Below are 18,804 nucleotides of genomic sequence, written 5' to 3' on the forward strand. Positions count from 1 at the left end.
CAGGCGCCCAGGTACTCCCACAGTCCGGCAGTGGGGTCGCCCTTTCTTTGGTGACTTTCTTTTGGCGACGCGAAAGAAAGCGACTGCGTTGCCAGACGCACCCCCGGCCTCCGCCCTTGGCAAAAGCAGACGCTCAAAAATCCAAACTCGCCCTCAATGAATTTCTCGGCTGTCCAAGGAATGAATCCAATCAAGTAAATTGGCCTGAGGCCTGCACGCAGCAGGTGCTAAATGCTACTTTTATAATAGCGTTTATGCACCAAGGTAACGGCTCCCGCCAACCCCGCCAACCCCGCCAACCCCGCCAACCCCGCCAGCAGCGACAGCAGCGCCAAGCCCCACGGGCTTAGCGTGGGAATCGCCGCCACCCCGACTGGCGCCGGCACCGCCAAAATCACAGGGTCTGTGAAGCGGCCTGCGGTCTTGTCCGCGTCCAGGGCGCCATCGTCGGTGATCGTATAAGTCACCTGGTTGCCGCTGATCGAGGTGGGCGTGAAGCTCTGCCATGGCGGGGTGGCGGCGGCGTCGTACTTCATCAGCACGACATTGGCGGGTACCGGGCCCGGGAAGGTAAGCGTCACCGCCAGGTTGCTGCCCGGGATGCACTGCTCGGCAGTGAAATCCACGGCGACGAACGGGTAGGTGTAGCCCACGGGCAGTGTCTGCCTTTGTGGGGTCGGCAACGCGGAAGGGCTGGTGAATTGCGCAAGGGTCAGTATGCAGGTGGGGCCGGGGTTGCTGATTGTCAGCGTGGTGCCTGAACCCGTAGCCGTTTGCAGGCTGGCCAGCGATGCGTAGCTGAACTGGTCAGTTGCACTGGTGCTGCTGGTGCCGCCGGGTGTGGTCACCCGCACGTCCACCGTGCCTGCGCTGCCCGCCGGGGCGGTGGCCGTGATGGACGTGGCGCTGTTGACGGTGAAGCCCGTGGCCGCCGTGGCGCCAAACGTCACCGCCGTGGTGCCTGTGAAGTCGGTGCCCGTAATGGTGACCGAGGTGCCGCCCCCCGTGGGGCCGGCCGTGGGCGCAATGCCCGTCGCCGTGGGCGCAGCCACATAGGTGTACTGATCGCTCGCGCCGGTGGCGCTGGTGCCACCGGGCGTGGTGACCACCACATCCACCGTTCCTGCGCTACCCGCCGGTGCGGTGGCAGTAACGGTCGTGGCGTTGACCACGGTGACCCCCGTGGCGGCCCCACCGCCAAACGCCACGCCCGTGGCCCCCGTGAGGTTGGTGCCGGTGATGGTGACCACGGTGCCGCCCGCCGCAGGACCTATCGCGGGCGAAAGGGTGGTCACCGTAGGCACCGCCACATAGGTGTACTGATCACTCGCACTGGTACTGCTGGTGCCGCCCGGCGTGGTGACCTGCACATCCACCGTGCCCGCGCTACCTGCCGGGGAGGTGGCAGTGATGGACGTGTCGCTGACCACGGTAACTCCCGTGGCCGCCGTGGCGCCGAACTTCACCCCCGTGGCACCGGTAAAGTGGGTACCCGTGATGGTGACCACAGTACCGCCCGCCGTAGGGCCCGTAATAGGGGAAATAGCCGTCACCGTCGGCGCGGCCGCGTAGGTGAACTGGTCCGGCGTGCCGGCGGCACTGGTGCCGCCCACCGTGGTGACCTGCACGTGCACCGTACCCGTGCCTGCTGGTGCGGTGGCAGTGATGGTCGTGGCGTTGACGACGGTCACGCCCGTGGCCGCCCCACCGCCAAACGCCACGCCCGTGGCCCCCGTCAGGTTGGTGCCGGTGATGGTGACGACGGTGCTGCCCGCCAGCGGGCCGGCTGCGGGCGAAATGCTGGTTACCGTGGGTGCGGCCATATAGGTGTACTGGTCAGCCGCACTGGTGCTGCTGGTGCCGATGGGAGTGGTCACCCGCACGTCCACCGTGCCTGCGCTGCCCGCCGGCGCGGTGGCGGTGATGGACGTGGCGCTGTTGACGGTGAAGCCCGTGGCCGCCGTGGCGCCAAACGTCACCGCCGTGGTGCCCGTGAAGTTGGTGCCCGTAATGGTGACCGAGGTGCCGCCCCCCGTGGGACCGGCCGTGGGCGCAATGCCCGTCACCGTGGGCGCAGCCACATAGGTGTACTGATCGCTCGCGCCGGTACTGCTGGTGCCGCCGGGCGTGGTCACCCGCACGTCCACCGTGCCTGCGCTGCCCGCCGGCGCGGTGGCGGTGATGGACGTGGCGCTGTTGACGGTGAAGCCCGTGGCCGCCGTGGCGCCAAACGTCACCGCCGTGGTGCCTGTGAAGTCGGTGCCCGTAATGGTGACCGAGGTGCCGCCCCCCGTGGGGCCGGCCGTGGGCGCAATGCCTGTCACCGTGGGCGCAGCCACATAGGTGTACTGATCAGCTGCACTGGTGCTGCTGGTGCCGCCGGGCGTGATCACCGTGACATCCACCGTGCCCGCACTGCCCGCCGGCGCAGTGGCCGTGATCTGGGTGTTGCTATTGACGGTATAGGTGGTCACGGTGGCGCCAAAGTGCACGGCTCCGGTGGACGCAGCAGCCGCAAAACCCGTACCGGTGATGGTGACCGAGGTGCCGCCCCCCGTGGGGCCGGCCGTGGGTGCAATGCCTGTCACCGTGGGCCCAGCCACATAGGTGTACTGATCGCTCGCGCTGGTACTGCTGGTGCCGCCGGGCGTGGTCACCCGCGCGTCCACCGTGCCTGCGCTGCCCGCCGGCGCGGTGGCGGTGATGGACGTGGCGCTGTTGACGGTGAAGCCCGTGGCCGCCGTGGCGCCAAACGTCACCGCCGTGGCGCCCGTGAAGTTGGTGCCCGTAATGGTGACCGAGGTGCCGCCCCCCGTGGGACCGGCCGTGGGCGCAATGCCTGTCACCGTGGGCGCAGCCACATAGGTGTACTGATCGCTCGCGCCGGTGGCGCTGGTGCCGCCGGGTGTGGTCACCCTCACGTCCACCGTGCCTGCGCTGCCCGCAGGGGCGGTGGCGGTGATGGACGTGGCGCTGTTGACGGTGAAGCCCGTGGCCGCCGTGGCGCCAAACGTCACCGCCGTGGTGCCCGTGAAGTCGGTGCCCGTAATGGTGACCGAGGTGCCGCCCCCAGTGGGGCCGGCCGTGGGCGCAATGCCCGTCACCGTGGGTGCGGCCACATAAGTGAACTGATCAGCCGCACTGGTGCTGCTGGTGGCGCCGGAACCAGTCGCCGTCACGTGCACCGTGCCCGTACCCACCGGGCTGGTGGCGGTGATCTGGGTGTCGCTGTTCACGGTAAAGGCCGTCGCGGCCGTGCCGCCAAAGTTCACTGCCGTCACGCCCAGGCCAGCCTTGAAGCCGGTGCCGGTGAGGGTCACGCTGGTACTGCCTGCCGCTAGGCCGCTGGCGGGCGACACGCCCGTCACCGTGGGGGCTATGGGGTAGGGCTCGACCACCAGGTCATCGATACCGAAGGTCCAGTTCTGGTCAGACAGGAAGCTCACCTTGTCCACGTCGACTACGCTGGCCAACTGGGTCGGGTTGAAGGTGAAGGATTGAAAGTTTGACGGGTCGGCGACAACCGCCAGGTCAAAGGAGCCTACGGGCGTACCCCCCCGATAGCCTGTGACCGTGATCTTGGAGTTGAAGGTGATCCCATTGACAAAGTTGAATATCTTGACGCTCTTGATACTAAAGCGGTCGCCTGGCGTTGCTGCCTGAAAGTTCGCAATCGTTGGCTGGCCCGGGCCGGGGCCGCCTGACGCGTCGGCGGCTGGCTGCGCGGCGTCGCCCGTCGCGCCAGGGAAACCACTCAAAAGCCCGCTTGGTGTGGCATAGAGCCAGCCGTTGGCACCGAAGTTAGTGCCCAAAAAGTCGATGCCATTGAAGGTGCCAATCGGATCCACTTCGTTATGCCCCGTGCCGAATGTGATCGTTCCACCTGTGATGGCGGCCTGCGCGGGCAGGGCCAGCGCCAGCAGCAGCGCCATGCACCACGCGAACCACAGGCGCACAAAGGTGGCTGCGGCTTTGCGCTGATGCGTATGGGGAGAGGGGGGCGTGTTAGGCAACATGGCGATCATCATTCAAAAACATAGCTGCCAGCGCTTTGTACATAAGCGCTAGCAGCCTATTTGATGCAAAACCAGGGCACAGCGGTCAGGGTCTGGCGGGGAATTCCCCGTTCAGGCAAATACAGAAGTTCAGCGCCAGATTGGGCTGCAAGTTGCTGTGCGGCTGGCTGCCGCCACTGAACGGGGCCAGGGCGTTGGCGGCCAGCGCGCCCTGGGGCACGGTGGGCGCTCCGGGGGCGTAGGCGAATACCTGCGGTGCGCGTGGGCCGCTACCGTTCACGCTCTGCGCCAGCACATTGCCGCCGGGAATGGCCGCGGTGGCGTTCGCCGTCTGCACGGCAATGGCGTGGTTGTGCGGCGGCATGTCGGTGGGCAGCAGGGCGACAGCAGCTTCACCCACGGCCTCGCCCACGGTGCGCGGCGTGAGACCGGGGCCGGCGCCCGCGCCCATGGGGGCCTGGCCTTGCAGGTTGGGCAGGCCGAAGTTGCTCGTGCCGTTGCCGCCAAACTGGGTGCCGATGATGGAAAAAAGCGCCGGATTCTGCTGCAAGGGCATGAGCTGGCCTTGGCACATGGCCCAGTTCACGGGCGCGAAGTTGAAGCCGAAGGCGCGGATTTCTCCGATAAAGGGGTCTGCCATGGGGTCTCCTTGCCTGTTTCAGCTGCGGGATGGAAAAATGCCGCTGGTGGCAATGCACCAGTTGACGGCCAGCGAGGGCTGCATGTTCTCGTGCGCCTGGTTGGCGCCGCTGGTTGCCACGGCGCCGGCGGCCAACGCGGCGCTGCCGTTGGGCACGGCATAGGCCGAGACACTTGCTGGCAGGGTGGCCAGCGATGCTGTGCTGGGCGCGGCGGTGCTGGCGGCGGCGGTGCTGGCGTAGACGGCGTGGGTGTGCGCAGGCACTTCGGCAGCGGTCAGCGTGGCGGTTTCACTGCCGCTCTGGGCGCCGATGGCGACCGAACTGCCGTAGCCCAACGGGGCGCGCCCGCGCAGGTCGGGCAGGGCGAAGTTGGTGGTGCCGTTACCGCCGTAGGCGACGCCCAGCAAGGAGAAAAGGGCCTGGTTCTGCTGCACGGACAGCAGGCGACCGTCGCACGGCGCCCAGCCCTTGGGGGTGATGCCGAAGGCGAAGGCGCGGGTTTCACCGAGAAAGGGATCCATGGTCTGCTCCTGTTCAGCCCTGGGAAGGGAAGATGCCCGCCAGGGCGATGATGAAACCCACCGCCAGCGAGGGCATGACGTTGCCGTGCGGCTGCCCGCCGCCCACGGTTTCCACCGTGCCGGGGGCCAGCCAGGCCGAGGGGGTGGGGGCACTTGCGTAGAAGCTCAAGCCGGTAGCCGCCGCCGGCACCAAGTTTTGCGGGCTGGCGCTGCTGGACGCGCCGCCCGCCGCGAAGGTGTGGGTGTGCGCAGGGGTTTGCGCCACGGTGAGGGTGACGTTTTCCACGCCCATTAACTGGCCCTGCACGCGCGGGCTCAGGCCAGGCCCCTGACCCATGCCGATGGGCAGGCGCCCGCGCAGGTCGGGCAGACCAAAGGTGCTGACGCCGTCGCCGCCGTACGTGGTGCCCAGCAGGGCGTAAAGGACGTCATTTTCGGCGATGGACAGCAGGCGGCCGTCGCACGGCGCCCAGTTTTGAGGGGCGTAATTGCCCCCGAACATGCGGATTTCTCCGATGTAGGCTTCGCTCATGGGATGGGCTCCTTTGTAGGCGGCGGGGTCAGGCGCGTGACGATGGCCTGGTAACACATGTCCCCGGCCGCACCGTCCATCACGGGGCCAAGGAATAACGGAAAGCGCCCCAGGCGTGGGTGGGCCAGGGTGTAGGTGGCGTGCGCGGGGCGGCCTAGGTCCGGGCCCGTGAAGCGCAGCGAGCAGCCAAGGCCGTGCGCACCCTGGCGGTGCGTGGCCTCTTGCAAGCGCAGCGTGGCCAAAAGACTGCCGTCGCCGCCGGGCTGGCTGAGCTGAAAGTCCGTTCCCGTTTCGGCGGCCAAATCCTCCATACCCGGCGGTTGCACGGGCGGGCGTTGCAAGTAAAGGTAAACGCCCCGGTCGTCCCGCACCTGAAAGCCCAGGCGTTCATAGGCGCTGAGGATGGGGTTGTTCTTCTCAACGTGCAGGCCCAGGGGGGCGCCGCAGGCGTCGGACTCATCGGCCAACGCGCGCAGCAGGCGCCCGCCCAGTCCCTGGCGCCGGTGCGCGGGCAGTAAGGCGATGTCGATGATGCGGATTTCCGCGGGGGTGCGGTCCACATACAGGCGGCCGGCTATCTGTGCTGGCCCGCCGCCCTCCCCGCCGCGCAGCACGATGCTGAACGTAGGGTTGGCGTAGCCGTGCATGTACTGGGCGTGCTGGGCAGCGAATTGCTGGCGGGTGAAGGCATCCCACTCGGGCGCGCTCCAGCCAAACTGCTGGCGCTCGGCCTCGCGAGTGGCGGCGAATATGGTGTGCAATACCTCTTCGTCCCCAGGCTGGATGGAGCGCAACGCCAGAGGATCGGGCAGGGTGCGGTGCGCAGGCATGGTGGGGTAGGGAGTGTGGCGGCATGCCCGGCGGCGGCCACTGCCCTGGTACACCGGAGCTTGATGCTAATGGAACCGCAAATCTTTGTGAACAATGGGTTTTCCCTAGTGCCATTGCCTGTTTCTCAGGGTCCAGCATCAGCGGGGATGGCTCGGTGGGGCGCGATCCGCAAAGGCGGGCCTATCATCGCGGGTTCGACTTTTTTCACCCGCTGATGCCAGATCCCGTCTCCCCTGAAGCTTCCACCGACGGCCCCCACCTTGCCCGCGCCCTGCGCGAGCAGCGCATCAGCATCCGCGGCGCGCGCACGCACAACCTCAAAAACATCGACCTCGACCTGCCGCGCAACCAGTTGGTGGTCATCACCGGGCTGTCGGGCTCCGGCAAGTCGAGCCTGGCGTTCGACACGCTGTACGCCGAGGGCCAGCGGCGCTATGTGGAGAGCCTCTCTGCCTATGCGCGGCAGTTTCTCGGGCGACTGGACAAGCCCGATGTCGATTTGATTGAAGGCCTCTCGCCCGCCATTGCCATCGAGCAGAAGGCCACCAGCCACAACCCGCGCTCCACGGTGGGCACGGTGACCGAGATTCACGATTACCTGCGCCTGCTGTACGCCCGCGCCGGCACGCCGTACTGCCCCGAGCATGGCCTGCCACTGCAATCGCAGACGGTGAGCCAAATGGTCGATGCGGTGCTGGCGCTGCCGCTTGATACGCGCTTGATGCTGCTGGCGCCCGTGGCACGCGAGAAGAAGGGGGAATTCACCGAGCTGTTCGCGCAGATGCAGGCGCTGGGCTATGTGCGCTTTCGCGTCGATGGCCAGGTGCTGGAGGCCGAAAACCTGCCACAGCTGAAAAAGACCGAGAAGCACGATATCGACGTCGTCATCGACCGCCTCAAGGTGCGCCCGGACGCCCAGCAGCGCCTGGCCGAGAGCATCGAAGCGGCGCTGCGCGTGGGCGCCAGCGCGGGCGAGACCAATGGCCGCGTGCTGGCGCTGGAGATGGACAGCAACACGGACGGTGAAGGCGAGCACGCGTTCAGCGCGAAATTCTCCTGCCCGGTGTGCAGCTATTCGCTGCCCGAGCTGGAACCACGCCTGTTTTCCTTCAACTCGCCCATGGGGGCCTGCCCCACCTGCGACGGCCTGGGCCACAGCGAGGTGTTCGACCCGGCGCGCGTGGTGGCCTTTCCCACGCTCAGCCTGGCCAGCGGCGCCATCAAGGGCTGGGACCGGCGCAACGCCTACTACTTTGCCATGCTGCAAAGCCTGGGCGAGCACTACCACTTTGACGTGGACACGCCGTTCGAGACCTTGCCGCCCCAGGTGCAGCAGGTGGTGCTGCACGGTTCGGGTGACGAGCAGATTGTGTTTCGCTACCTTGTTGACAGTGGCGCATCCAAGGGCAAGCCGGTGCTGCGCGAGCACCCCTTCGAAGGGATCCTGCCCAATATGACGCGGCGCTACCGCGAGACCGATTCCAGTGCGGTGCGCGAGGACCTGGCCCGCTACCGCCAGTCGCAGCCCTGTCCCGACTGCCACGGCACACGCCTGCGCCGCGAGGCACGCTTCGTGAAAATCGGCGAAGGCGAGCAGGCCCGCGCCATCTGGGAGGTGAGCCGCGCCACGCTGTCTGCTTCCCACGCCTGGTTTGCCGCTCTGCGGCTCAGCGGTTCGAAGGCCGACATTGCCGACAAAGTGGTGCGCGAAATCGCCACCCGCCTGCAGTTTCTGAACGACGTGGGCCTGAACTACCTGAGCCTGGACCGCAGTGCCGAGACGCTCTCGGGCGGCGAAGCGCAGCGCATCCGCCTGGCCAGCCAGATCGGCTCGGGCCTGACGGGCGTGATGTACGTGCTCGACGAGCCCAGCATCGGCCTGCACCAACGCGACAACGACCGGCTGATCGCCACGCTCAAACACCTGCGCGACATCGGCAACAGCGTGATCGTCGTCGAGCACGACGAAGACATGATGCGCGCCGCCGACCAAGTGGTGGACATGGGCCCCGGCGCTGGCGTACACGGTGGCCGCGTGATGGCCCAGGGCACCTACGACGAAGTGCGCGCCAACCCCGATTCGCTCACCGGCCAGTACCTGGCGGGCACGCGCCGCATCGCCGTCCCGGCGCGGCGCACGCCCTGGCTGCCGGTGGTGAAACAGGAGGCCCCTGCCGCGCCCAAGGGCAAATCGCGTTTCCCCGTCACCGAAGCCGGCGAACGCCGCGCTGCACGCCTTGCCGAGCATGTGGCCCGCCAGGGCGCCGTGCAGGCGCTGCGCGTGGTCGGGGCGAGCGGTCACAACCTCAAAGACGTGAGCGTCGATTTTCCGGTCGGCCTGTTCACCTGCGTAACGGGCGTTTCTGGCTCAGGCAAAAGCACGCTGGTGAACGACACGCTGTACACCGCCGTGGCCCACCAGCTCTACCGCGCGCACGAGGAGCCGGCGGCACACGAAGCCATTGAAGGCATCGAGTATTTCGACAAGGTCATCAACGTCGACCAAAGCCCCATTGGCCGCACGCCGCGCAGCAACCCGGCCACCTACACCGGCCTGTTCACGCCCATCCGTGAACTGATGGCGGAAACCAACCTCGCCAAGGAGCGCGGCTACGGCCCAGGGCGCTTCAGCTTCAACGTGGCGGGCGGGCGCTGTGAGGCCTGCCAGGGCGACGGCGTGGTGAAGGTGGAAATGCACTTTCTGCCAGATGTCTACGTGCCTTGCGACATCTGCCACGGCCAACGCTACAACCGCGAATCGCTGGAAGTGCAATGGAAGGGCCGCAACATCGCGGGCATCCTGGAGCTGACGGTGGAAGACGCCTACGCCTTCTTCAAGGACGTGCCTTCAATAGCCCGCAAGCTGCAGACCCTGCTCGACGTCGGCCTGTCGTACCTGCGCCTGGGGCAAAGCGCCACCACGCTCTCGGGCGGCGAGGCGCAGCGCGTCAAGCTCGCGCAAGAGCTCAGCAAACGCGACACCGGCCGCACCCTCTACATCCTGGACGAGCCCACCACCGGCCTGCACTTTGCCGACATCGATTTGCTGCTCAAGGTGCTGCACCAGCTGCGCGACGCCGGCAACACCATCGTCGTCATCGAGCACAACCTGGACGTCATCAAGACCGCCGACTGGATCATCGACATGGGACCCGAGGGCGGCGCGGGTGGAGGCAGCGTGGTGGGCACGGGCACGCCGGAGCAGGTCGCGGCCAACCCGGCGAGCCATACCGGGCATTACCTGCGGAAATATTTGGCCAAATCGGCCTCTAGCGCTTTATAGATATGCGCTTTCAGCTATTTATTTGGTAGCTTACGTACGGAGATGCTCTAGGGAATAATGGCCTCTCCAACTCGCCCGCCCACACCCGCCCATGCACTCCATCACCTTGCGCTTTCTGGCCCCGCACAACAGCCCGCACGCCGGCGCCGGCGCCCGCGTCTCAGGCGGCAGCGTTCTTGGCTGGGTGGACGAAGCCGGCTTTGCCTGCGCCTCGGCCTGGGCGCGGGGCGCCTGCGTGACGGCTTTTGTCGGCAACGCGCACTTTTTGCGGCCGGTGCATGCGGGCGATTTGGTCGAGGTGCGTGCGCACCTGGCGTTCACCGGCGAGACCAGCATGAGCCTGGCGATTGAAGTGCACACCGGCGCGCTGGCCGGCAGCGAGCTGCACATGGTGCTGCACTGCGCAGCCGTCTATGTGGCGCTGGACGCTGCCGGCGCGCCGCGCGCCGTAGACCATTTCATTCCCGAAACGCCTGGCGACATGGCCCTGGCGCAGCGGGTCCAAGCGCAAATTGCCGCCGCGCAGGCGGTGCAGTGAGCCGCCGCCCCACCGGTGAGGCAGCGGGCCTGGGGACGGGCGACCTGCTGGCGGCGCTGGCCGTGGTCGTCCTCTGGGGGCTTAACTTCATTGCCATGAAGTGGGGGCTGGAAAGCTTCACCCCCTTTGAACTGGGCGGCATGCGCTACGTCGCCGCCGCCCTTCCGATGGTGTTTCTGGTGCGCCCACCGCGCATTGGTTGGCGCTGGGTGGTCGGATTTGGCATGTTCCAGGGCGTGGGACAGTTCAGTTTTGGTTTCTTTGCGCTCAAACTCGGCATGACGGCGGCGCTGGCCAGCGTGCTGATGCAGACCCAGGTGTTCTTCACCGCGCTGTTTGGCTTTATGGCGCTGGGCGAGCGACCCAGCCGCCCGCTGCTGATCGGCATGGCCCTGGCGGCTGTCGGGCTCGGGTGCTTTGCCATGAACTTCATTGGGCCTGAAGCGGGCAGCGCCGGCGGTGCCACGCTGATCGGCATTGCGCTCACGCTGTGCGCGGCGGCGTCTTGGTCGGTCTCGAACATCATTGCGCGCCTGGCACAGCGTGCGGCGCCGGGCTACGACCCGATTGCCTTTGTCGTCTGGTCCTGCCCGGCGCCGATTCTGGCGTTCGCTGCGCTCGTGGCGGTCACGGAGCCTGACGCTGACCGCTGGCTCCACCTGGGTAGCTGGAGCGCTTTGCCCGGGCTGGCCTGGGGCTCGGTCGCGTACCTGGGCTGGGCGGCAACCATCCTCGGCTACGGCCTGTGGACACGTCTGCTCACGCGCCACCCGGCCAACCGGGTGGCGCCTTTCAGCCTGGGCGTACCGGTCGTGGGATTGGCGGCCGGCCTGCTGGTGCTGGGCGAAGTCGTGACCGGATGGCAATGGGTCGGAACGGCCTTTATCGTGGCGGCGCTGGTTTGCGTGGTGCTGGGCGGGCGCATGGCCCAGCGCAAAAGTACCCCGTAAAAAAGGCCCGCACCGTTTGCACGGTACGGGCCTAGAAGCGAGGGCGCCTAGCGCCCTGCCGCAGTGTTTAGCTGCGTTCGCCGGTGGCGATCTGGTGGGCGCGGATAGCGACCAAGGCGTCCGAACGAACAGCGGCGCGGTCCAGATTGCTGGTGGTGCGTGCAGCGTAGTCGGCCACGGGGCCCTTGGCGAAGTTGGGCAGTGCCTTCTGGCCTTCGGCGCGCACGTCGGTGCTGCTGCGGGTGGATTGCACGTGGGCTTCAAAGTCCGTGCCGTAGAGGTTGCCGTTCAATTCGCCGGCTTGGGCGCCGATAGAGGCAAAAGCGGCAACAGCGGCGATAGAGAGAATGCGTGCGGTGTTCATGATGGTTTCTTTCTTAAAAACGACTTAAAAAACCCGCTGTGGGAAGGGCACGGTGCCCTTGGGGAGCGGTTTCGGTGAGTCGCCTTGTGTGTTCGGCTCATCGATGGATTGAACTGTACGCCGCATGAGGTCGATTTAAAACCATTCAGTCACGAATTGACTGTTCCAGTATTTGAAACAATCTCGATCGACGGCAGGTGCGCAAAAGGTGCGCACTGGGCACAATGGCAACATGCCTTCCTTTGCTTCTTCCGTTCCACCCGCTGGCGCTGGCAGCGCCGAGATGCTGGAGGCGCAACTGCGCCAAGCCGAGCCCTGTTTGTGGGCCAACCCCGATTGGCAGGCGGCCCCGGCGCCCGGTGAAGTCGGCCAGGCCCAGATAAACGCCGCGCAGCAGCGCTTCGAGCGTGCCGCAGCCCTGTTGGCGCGCGTGTTCCCGGTGCTCGCAGAGGCCGGCGGACGCATCGCTTCGCCTCTGGTGCGCACCGCCGAATTGCAGTGCGCCCTGGGCCTGGACGCCGCCTGCGGCGCGCTCTGGTTGAAATGCGACCACCTGCTCCCCGTTGCCGGCTCGGTCAAGGCGCGCGGCGCGACGCACGAAATACTGGAACTGGCCGAGCGTCTGGCGCTTGCCCACGGGTTGATGGCTGCGGGGGACGACCTCACGGTGCTGGCCAGCGCCCCCGCGCGCGCGCTGTTTGCGCAGCATGAGGTGGCGGTGGGCTCGACCGGCAACTTGGGGATGGGCGTTGGGCTGATTGCCAAGGCGCTCGGGTTTCGCGCCCGCGTGCACATGTCGCACGACGCCAAGGCCTGGAAGAAAGCGCGGCTGCGCGCGCATGGCGTGGAGGTGCTGGAGCACGCAGGCGACTACGCGCTGGCCGTGCAGGCCGGACGCGAAGCGGCCGCCCAAGACCCGCTGTGCCATTTTGTCGACGACGAGCAATCGCGTTCGCTGCTGCTGGGCTACAGCGTCGCGGCTGGCGAGTTGCAGGCGCAACTGGACGCCGCCGGCGTGATGGTGGACGCCCGGCACCCGCTGTTCGTCTACCTGCCCTGCGGCGTCGGCGGCGCGCCCGGCGGCATCACCCTGGGCCTGCGCGAGCGCTTCGGGCCGCATGTGCACTGCTTTTTTGCCGAGCCGGTGCAATCGCCCTGCATGTTGCTGCAATTGCGCGCGGGCCTGGGCGCCGAGCCTTCGGTGTACGGCATGGGCCTGACCAACCGCACGGAGGCCGATGGGCTTGCCGTGGCGCAGGCTTCGCGCCTGGCAGCGGGCCTGATGCGCGAGCGGCTCTCTGGCGTGTACACGGTGGATGACGCAACCCTGTTCCAGCACCTGGTGCGGGCACACGAGGCAGAAGGCCTGCGCATCGAGCCCTCCGCCGCCGCCGGGCTTGAAGGCCCGCTGCGCCTGACGCAAAGCCCCATTGGCCGCGCCTGGCTGGCGCACACGGGTTTGCTCGCGCAGTTGCCGCAGGCGACCCACGTGGCCTGGACCACCGGTGGCTCCTTGCTGCCGGACGCCGAATTCGGGCAATTTGTCGCGCGCGGACGGGGCCTGTCCGCAACCGCTACTGCAGGCGCAGCCGCATCCTGAACCCGCAAGGAGACCTGAGCATGTCCACCGTAGATTTCGCCATCGTCGGCGCCGGCATTGCGGGCGCCAGCCTGGGCTGGGAGCTCGCCGCGCACGGCAGCGTGCTGCTGCTGGAGCGCGAATCCCTTCCCGGCTACCACACCACGGGCCGCTCGGCGGCGCTGTTCCTGGAAACCTACGGCACGCCGGCGATTCGCGCCATGACGCGTGCCAGCCGGCCGTTCCTGCAATCGCCTCCGCCCGGTTTCTGCGACAGCGCCATCCTCTCGCCGCGCGGCGTGGTCTATATCGCAGGGCCCGACCAGCTCGACCTGCTGGACGCCACCGAAGCCGAACTGCGCCCCCATGCACCGCAACTCGAACGCCTGTCGGCCGACGCCCTGGCCGCACGCCACCCCTGCCTGCGCCGCGAGGCGCTGGGCGGCGGCCTGCAGGAAGGGGGCGCCGCGGACATCGACGTGCACAGCCTGCACCAGGGCTATCTGCGTGGGCTGAGGCAGCGCGGCGGCGCGCTGCGCACCGATGCCGAAGTGGTCGCGGCCAAGCACCACGATGGCTTGTGGAACCTCACGCTGGCCGACGGCAGCCACGTGCGCGCGCGCACCCTCGTCAACGCAGCCGGCGCCTGGGCCGATGTGCTGGGTGAGATGGCGGGCGCCGCCCCCATTGGCCTCACGCCGTGCCGGCGCACCGCCTTCACCTTTCCGGCGCCAGAGGGCATGGATCTGGCGCGGATGCCCGCCATCATTGCCGTGGACGAGAGCTTCTACATCAAGCCCGACGCGCGCCAACTGCTGGGCTCACCCGCCAACGCCGACCCGACGACGCCGCACGACGTCATGCCCGAAGAGATCGATGTGGCCACCGGCATCTTCCACATCGAGGAGATGACGCATTTCACCATCCGCCGACCCACGCACACCTGGGCGGGGCTGCGCTCTTTCGTGCCGGATGGCGAGATGGTGATCGGCTGGGATGGTGGCGTGGGCGGCCTGTTCTGGCTGGCCGCGCAGGGCGGCTACGGCATCCAGAGTGCGCCCGCCTACGCCCTGCTGGCGCGCAACCTCGTGCTGGGCGAAACGCTGGACGAGAGCCTGCAGGCGCAGGGCGTGGACCCGGCTGCCATGTCGCCCGCCCGTTTGCGCTGAAATTTAAGAGAAATAGGCCGCTAACGCACAGCCTGTATGCGCCTGCAGCTATATTTACCGTAGCTATCTTACGCCAGCGCTGCCTGCAGTTGCGCCCGCGTGCGCTCGGCTTCGCGCCGTGCGGCCTGGGCAAAATCCTTGCCGTTGCTGGCGTACAAAATGGACCGCGACGAGTTGACGACGATCGGCCCGTCCACCCGCCAGCCGGCGCGCACCGTAGCGGCGGCGTCGCCCCCCTGGGCCCCCACGCCGGGAATGAGCAGCGGCACCGTGGGCGCCAATGCCCGCACGCGCGCGATCTCGGCCGGGTAGGTGGCGCCCACCACCAGCCCGAGCTGGCCGTTGCGGTTCCACGGCCCCTGCGCGAGGCGGGCGATGTGCTCGTACACACGCGGCTGGCCTTCCACATCGGCCAGGTGCTGGTTCTGCAGATCGTCGCCCCCAGGGTTGGACGTGCGGCAGAGCAAAAAGGCGCCCTTGCCGGGGTACTGCAAATACGGTTCGATAGAGTCGTAGCCCATGAAGGGCGAGAGCGTCACCGCGTCGGCGCCATAGCGCTCGAACGCCTCGCGTGCGTACTGCTCGGCGGTGGAGCCGATGTCGCCGCGCTTGGCGTCGAGGATCACCGGCACCTGCGGCGCATTGGCGCGCATGTGCTGCATCAGGCGCTCCAACTGGCCCTCGGCGCCGTGCGCGGCAAAGTAGGCGATCTGCGGCTTGAAGGCGCACACCAGGTCGCAGGTGGCGTCGACGATGGCGGCGCAGAAGTCGTAGAGCCGGTTCGGGCCCTCCGGCACGCAAGCAGGGATGCGTGTGGGTTCGGGGTCCAGCCCGACGCAGAGCATGGAGGCGTTCTGCGCCGAAGCGGCGCGCAGCATGTCGAGGAAGTCCATGGGGGGATTTTAGGCAGCCAGGACCACCCGTTTGCACGGTTCAGCGGCCTTGGCGTCGGCGCACAGGCATGGCGGATGGCATGAGGGGGGCATCACGGCGCTGCGAGGGCGCGCGCATCGATGTAAACCCAGGCCGTTCGCCCGGAAGCCAGTTGGGCCGCGACGCGCTTGTAGTCGGACACCTCGTAGCGGTCTGCCTGCGCGAGCTCCTCCTGCGTCACTTCGAAAACGGTCCCTGCCACACGGTCGTCTGGCCTGCCGGTGCGGGCGACGATGGGGTGATGGGTTTTCCCGCTGGTCCTCACCACATCGGGATCTTCAATCTTGACCATGGATTGGTGAAAACCTAGCAGCTCGTCGGCGGTTCCATGAAGGAGTCTCCCAAACGTGGCCTGTTGCACATCACGCTGCTGGAGCGTTCCATAGGAGAAGAGAAGCTGCATCATGGGCATGGAAGTGTCATGAAAAACGGTTGCGCCCCGCATCGGCAAGCGTGCCGTGCCGGGAACATGGGGCGGTGAAGGCAATGCTGAATAAGTCCCTCACGCGCCGCGCATCCGTGCTTCGGGCGGTCTGCGGCGTTGCAAATCCTCGCCATCGCGGTGACTTATTCAGCATCGCCTTAAATCATTCTATTGGGCGGCATCTGGGGACGGTATTTTGCGAGGAGTGAAACCCGCATGCTTGCCATTGACCCGCGCCACCGGCAACGATCCAAGAGGGCGTCGGCCTGGAACAGTGGATCGCTGCGCTCCCACCGGGTGCCCGCGCTCACGCAGCACGCTCGAAATGAAACACCGCCGTCCCCGCCCGCGCGTTCGGCAGCCAGCGCACCACTTCGCCGTCCTGCAATCCAAAGGCGTCGAGGATGCGCAGCTGGTTCTTGTGCGCCAGCACCTCAAAGTCCTTGTAAGTGCCAACGCGGATGTTGGGCGTGTCGTACCACTGGTAGGGCAGGCGCCGCGTCACGGGCATACGCCCACGCAGCACCGAGAGGCGGTTGGGCCAGTGGGCAAAGTTTGGGAAGGCGACGACGCCGGCGCGGCCTACACGCGCCGTTTCGCGCAGCATGACTTCGGCGTTGCGCAGATGCGGCAGGGTGTCGATCTGCAGCACCATGTCGAACGAGTTGTCCTCGAAGAGGGCCAGGCCTTCGTCGAGGTTGAGCTGCACCACGTTGACGCCGCGGCGCACACAGGCCAGCACATTGGCATCGGCAATCTCAACGCCGTAGCCGCTGCAGCCGCGCTCTCGTTGCAGGTAGTCGAGCATGGCGCCGTCGCCACAGCCCAGATCGAGCACGCGTGAGCCCTGGGGAACCAGCGCGGCCAGCGCCTGCATGGTGGCCTTTTCAGTCATGCCAGCTCCTTGGCAATGCGATCGAAATACGCGCCGACGACGCCCAGGTAGCGGGCATCGTCGAGCAAAAAGGCGTCGTGCCCGTGCGGCGCATCAATTTCGGCGTAGCTCACGTCGCGCCGGTTCTCCAGCAGCGCCTTGACGATTTCACGCGAACGCGCGGGGGCAAAGCGCCAGTCGGTAGAAAAGCTCACCAGCAGGAATTTGGCGCTGGCGCGCGCCAGCGCCTCGGTCAGGTTGCCGCCAAAGGCACGCGCGGGGTCGAAGTAGTCGAGCGCGCGGGTGATCAGCAGGTAGGTGTTGGCATCGAAATACTCGCTGAACTTGTCGCCCTGGTAGCGCAGGTAGCTTTCGATCTGGAACTCGATGTCCTGCGTGCTGTAGTGGTAGTCGCGCAGCAGCGTGGCCGGGTCGTCCGACGGCGGCGCCTGGCCGGCCAGCAGCTCAGGCGGCCGCAGACTGCGGCCGAACTTCTCGTTCATCACGTCGTCGGAAAGGTACGTGATGTGGCCGATCATGCGGGCGATGCGCAGGCCGCGTTTGGGAACCACGCCGTGGCGGTAGAAGTTGCCGCCGTGGAAATCCGGGTCGGTCACGATGGCGCGGCGCGCCACCTCGTTGAAGGCAATGTTCTCGGCCGTGAGGTTGGGTGCACTCGCCACCACCACGGCGTGGCGCACCCGCTCGGGGTACTGCAGTGCCCACGACAGCGCCTGCATGCCGCCCAGGCTCCCACCGAGCACGGCGGCCAACTGCGCGATGCCCAGCACATCGAGCAGCCGCGCCTGGGCATTCACCCAGTCTTCCACCGTGACCACGGGAAAGTCGGCGCCATAGACCTGGCCGGTGGCCGGGTTCTCGTGCATGGGGCCGGTGGAGCCAAAGCACGAGCCGAGGTTGTTGATGCCGATGACGAAGAAGCGGTTGGTGTCCACCGGTTTGCCGGGGCCGATCATGTTGTCCCACCAGCCTTCGCTCTTGTCCTGGCCAGCATAGACGCCCGCCACATGGTGCGATGCATTGAGCGCGTGGCACACCACCACGGCGTTGGAGCGCGCAGCGTTGAGCGTGCCGTAGGTTTCAAACGCCAGCGTGTAGCCGGCGATGGACGCACCGCTTTGCAGCGCGAGCGGCTCGGAAAAATGCTGGAACTGGGGCGTGGCGAGTAGCGGCATAAAAAAACCCGGCAACGCTAAAAACGGTACCGGGTGGCTCGCGGACGGTCTTTAGCAGTATTTGTAAAGCGCCCGCAAGCTGTGGCAAATCGGCGCGTGGCAGCCACTATAGCAAAGCCGCAGGTGCCCATGCGCGCCATACGGGCGTTGTGCCAAGGCACAATTTAGAAGAAAAGGGAAATAAAAGCGGCCGCCCTGGAAAATTGGCTGATAATGGTCAGGTTTTTCCGCATGTCGAAAAAACAGTGAAGCGGTGCATGGTCAGTTTCGCGTCTTTGAAGTCGTCACAGGTTTGTTGATTGCGTCGGACTCCATCGCGTTTTTTGTTTCTTCAGGAGTCCCTTATGGGCAACAAACTTTACGTGGGCAACCTGCCCTATTCTTTCCGCGACAGCGACCTTGAGCAAACCTTCGGCCAGTACGGCTCGGTCTCCAGCGCCAAAGTCATGATGGAACGCGACACCGGCCGCTCCAAGGGTTTCGGCTTTGTCGAAATGGGCAACGACGCTGAGGCACAAGCTGCTATCGCTGGCGTGCACGGCCAAAACTTCGGCGGCCGCGACCTCGTGGTCAACGAAGCGCGCCCCATGGAACCCCGTCCTCCCCGTAGCGGTGGCGGCGGTGGCTATGGTGGTGGTGCTGGCGGCGGCGGCTACGGTGGTGGTGCCGGTGGTGGCGGCGGCTACGGTGGTGGCCGCAGCGGCGGCGGCGGTGGCGGCTACGGTGGTGGCCGCGGCGGCTACTGATCAACCCCTTGCGAGCCGGCTTTCGCCGGCATAGCTAAAAAAGGAACCTTCGGGTTCCTTTTTTGTTGCCGGTGCACACAAAAATCCCAGAAAACCCTTGCTTTCCCGGGAAAAACAAGATTCATAATGCGCTGGCGGGTGCTCCATTGGAGCGCGTGCGGAGAGTGCCTTTAACAAATGGGGCGTGCTTCGTGCGGTCCCGTTGGG

Annotated in this window: 16 protein-coding genes; 6 read left to right on the plus strand and 10 right to left on the minus strand. The window is 66.7% G+C overall.

The features are described from left to right. Positions 1-227 precede the first annotated feature (227 nt). From D3F03_RS11790 to D3F03_RS11810, 5 genes are all read right to left on the minus strand, one after another. Positions 228-4,016 (minus strand): beta strand repeat-containing protein, encoded by a 3,789-nt coding sequence (locus D3F03_RS11790; protein ID WP_245960600.1) that lies wholly within the window; start codon positions 4,014-4,016, stop codon positions 228-230. Positions 4,017-4,101: 85 nt separating this feature from the next. Beyond that, positions 4,102-4,656 (minus strand): phage tail protein, encoded by a 555-nt coding sequence (locus D3F03_RS11795; RefSeq protein ID WP_119109620.1) that lies wholly within the window; start codon positions 4,654-4,656, stop codon positions 4,102-4,104. Positions 4,657-4,674: 18 nt separating this feature from the next. Next, positions 4,675-5,178: a phage tail protein gene (locus D3F03_RS11800; protein WP_119109621.1), complete on the minus strand. Its 504-nt coding sequence runs from the start codon at positions 5,176-5,178 to the stop codon at positions 4,675-4,677. A gap of 13 nt (positions 5,179-5,191) precedes the next feature. Then, complete coding sequence (locus D3F03_RS11805; RefSeq protein WP_119109622.1) at positions 5,192-5,710, minus strand: phage tail protein; 519 nt, start codon at positions 5,708-5,710, stop codon at positions 5,192-5,194. After that, positions 5,707-6,540, minus strand: a complete 834-nt coding sequence (locus D3F03_RS11810; protein WP_119109623.1) for a GNAT family N-acetyltransferase — start codon at positions 6,538-6,540, stop codon at positions 5,707-5,709. The genes D3F03_RS11805 and D3F03_RS11810 overlap by 4 nt, the downstream gene beginning before the upstream one ends. Before the next feature lie 215 nt (positions 6,541-6,755). Between D3F03_RS11810 and uvrA the strand changes: the two genes are divergently transcribed. The 3 genes from uvrA to D3F03_RS11825 all read left to right on the plus strand — a co-directional run bounded on the left by uvrA (position 6,756) and on the right by D3F03_RS11825 (position 11,312). Beyond that, positions 6,756-9,824 (plus strand): excinuclease ABC subunit UvrA, encoded by a 3,069-nt coding sequence (gene uvrA / locus D3F03_RS11815; protein ID WP_119109624.1) that lies wholly within the window; start codon positions 6,756-6,758, stop codon positions 9,822-9,824. 91 nt (positions 9,825-9,915) lie between these two features. Further along, positions 9,916-10,362 (plus strand): acyl-CoA thioesterase, encoded by a 447-nt coding sequence (locus D3F03_RS11820; protein ID WP_119109625.1) that lies wholly within the window; start codon positions 9,916-9,918, stop codon positions 10,360-10,362. Further along, positions 10,359-11,312, plus strand: coding sequence for an EamA family transporter (locus tag D3F03_RS11825; RefSeq protein WP_245960601.1), 954 nt, complete (start codon positions 10,359-10,361; stop codon positions 11,310-11,312). Before D3F03_RS11820 ends, D3F03_RS11825 begins: the two co-directional genes overlap by 4 nt. A 67-nt stretch (positions 11,313-11,379) precedes the next feature. Here the strand turns inward: D3F03_RS11825 and D3F03_RS11830 are convergent, their stop codons facing one another. Next, positions 11,380-11,676, minus strand: coding sequence for a DUF4148 domain-containing protein (locus D3F03_RS11830; RefSeq protein WP_119109626.1), 297 nt, complete (start codon positions 11,674-11,676; stop codon positions 11,380-11,382). A gap of 232 nt (positions 11,677-11,908) precedes the next feature. Between D3F03_RS11830 and D3F03_RS11835 the strand changes: the two genes are divergently transcribed. Continuing rightward, complete coding sequence (locus D3F03_RS11835) at positions 11,909-13,276, plus strand: D-serine ammonia-lyase (protein ID WP_119109679.1); 1,368 nt, start codon at positions 11,909-11,911, stop codon at positions 13,274-13,276. Between the two features lie 20 nt (positions 13,277-13,296). Beyond that, positions 13,297-14,424: an NAD(P)/FAD-dependent oxidoreductase gene (locus D3F03_RS11840; protein WP_119109627.1), complete on the plus strand. Its 1,128-nt coding sequence runs from the start codon at positions 13,297-13,299 to the stop codon at positions 14,422-14,424. Positions 14,425-14,492: 68 nt separating this feature from the next. On the opposite strand, the gene pyrF is transcribed toward D3F03_RS11840, so the two are convergent. The 4 genes from pyrF to metX all read right to left on the minus strand — a co-directional run bounded on the left by pyrF (position 14,493) and on the right by metX (position 17,851). After that, entirely contained in the window at positions 14,493-15,317 is an 825-nt protein-coding gene (gene pyrF / locus D3F03_RS11845) for an orotidine-5'-phosphate decarboxylase (RefSeq protein WP_119109628.1), read from the minus strand. 92 nt (positions 15,318-15,409) lie between these two features. After that, positions 15,410-15,763, minus strand: coding sequence for a gamma-glutamylcyclotransferase family protein (locus D3F03_RS11850; RefSeq protein WP_199665455.1), 354 nt, complete (start codon positions 15,761-15,763; stop codon positions 15,410-15,412). A gap of 325 nt (positions 15,764-16,088) precedes the next feature. Beyond that, entirely contained in the window at positions 16,089-16,676 is a 588-nt protein-coding gene (gene metW / locus D3F03_RS11855) for a methionine biosynthesis protein MetW (protein WP_119109629.1), read from the minus strand. After that, complete coding sequence (gene metX / locus D3F03_RS11860; RefSeq protein ID WP_119109630.1) at positions 16,673-17,851, minus strand: homoserine O-succinyltransferase MetX; 1,179 nt, start codon at positions 17,849-17,851, stop codon at positions 16,673-16,675. The genes metW and metX overlap by 4 nt, the downstream gene beginning before the upstream one ends. Before the next feature lie 344 nt (positions 17,852-18,195). On the opposite strand from metX, the gene D3F03_RS11865 reads away from it, so the two are divergent. Continuing rightward, positions 18,196-18,597, plus strand: a complete 402-nt coding sequence (locus tag D3F03_RS11865; RefSeq protein WP_119109631.1) for an RNA recognition motif domain-containing protein — start codon at positions 18,196-18,198, stop codon at positions 18,595-18,597. Positions 18,598-18,804 lie beyond the last annotated feature (207 nt).

It is taken from the genome of Simplicispira hankyongi (assembly GCF_003570885.1).
GTDB classification, from domain to species: Bacteria; Pseudomonadota; Gammaproteobacteria; order Burkholderiales; family Burkholderiaceae_C; genus Simplicispira; species Simplicispira hankyongi.

Bases quoted from the DNA above. Each gene is read 5' to 3' on its own strand.
- D3F03_RS11850 (WP_199665455.1), bottom strand. From the start codon at position 15,763: ATGATGCAGCTTCTCTTCTCCTATGGAACGCTCCAGCAGCGTGATGTG.
- D3F03_RS11790 (WP_245960600.1), bottom strand. From the start codon at position 4,016: ATGTTGCCTAACACGCCCCCCTCTCCCCATACGCATCAGCGCAAAGCC.
- D3F03_RS11820 (WP_119109625.1), top strand. From the start codon at position 9,916: ATGCACTCCATCACCTTGCGCTTTCTGGCCCCGCACAACAGCCCGCAC.
- D3F03_RS11835 (WP_119109679.1), top strand. From the start codon at position 11,909: ATGCCTTCCTTTGCTTCTTCCGTTCCACCCGCTGGCGCTGGCAGCGCC.
- pyrF (WP_119109628.1), bottom strand. From the start codon at position 15,317: ATGGACTTCCTCGACATGCTGCGCGCCGCTTCGGCGCAGAACGCCTCC.
- D3F03_RS11840 (WP_119109627.1), top strand. From the start codon at position 13,297: ATGTCCACCGTAGATTTCGCCATCGTCGGCGCCGGCATTGCGGGCGCC.
- D3F03_RS11805 (WP_119109622.1), bottom strand. From the start codon at position 5,710: ATGAGCGAAGCCTACATCGGAGAAATCCGCATGTTCGGGGGCAATTAC.
- D3F03_RS11865 (WP_119109631.1), top strand. From the start codon at position 18,196: ATGGGCAACAAACTTTACGTGGGCAACCTGCCCTATTCTTTCCGCGAC.
- D3F03_RS11830 (WP_119109626.1), bottom strand. From the start codon at position 11,676: ATGAACACCGCACGCATTCTCTCTATCGCCGCTGTTGCCGCTTTTGCC.
- uvrA (WP_119109624.1), top strand. From the start codon at position 6,756: ATGCCAGATCCCGTCTCCCCTGAAGCTTCCACCGACGGCCCCCACCTT.
- metX (WP_119109630.1), bottom strand. From the start codon at position 17,851: ATGCCGCTACTCGCCACGCCCCAGTTCCAGCATTTTTCCGAGCCGCTC.
- D3F03_RS11810 (WP_119109623.1), bottom strand. From the start codon at position 6,540: ATGCCTGCGCACCGCACCCTGCCCGATCCTCTGGCGTTGCGCTCCATC.
- D3F03_RS11800 (WP_119109621.1), bottom strand. From the start codon at position 5,178: ATGGATCCCTTTCTCGGTGAAACCCGCGCCTTCGCCTTCGGCATCACC.
- D3F03_RS11795 (WP_119109620.1), bottom strand. From the start codon at position 4,656: ATGGCAGACCCCTTTATCGGAGAAATCCGCGCCTTCGGCTTCAACTTC.
- metW (WP_119109629.1), bottom strand. From the start codon at position 16,676: ATGACTGAAAAGGCCACCATGCAGGCGCTGGCCGCGCTGGTTCCCCAG.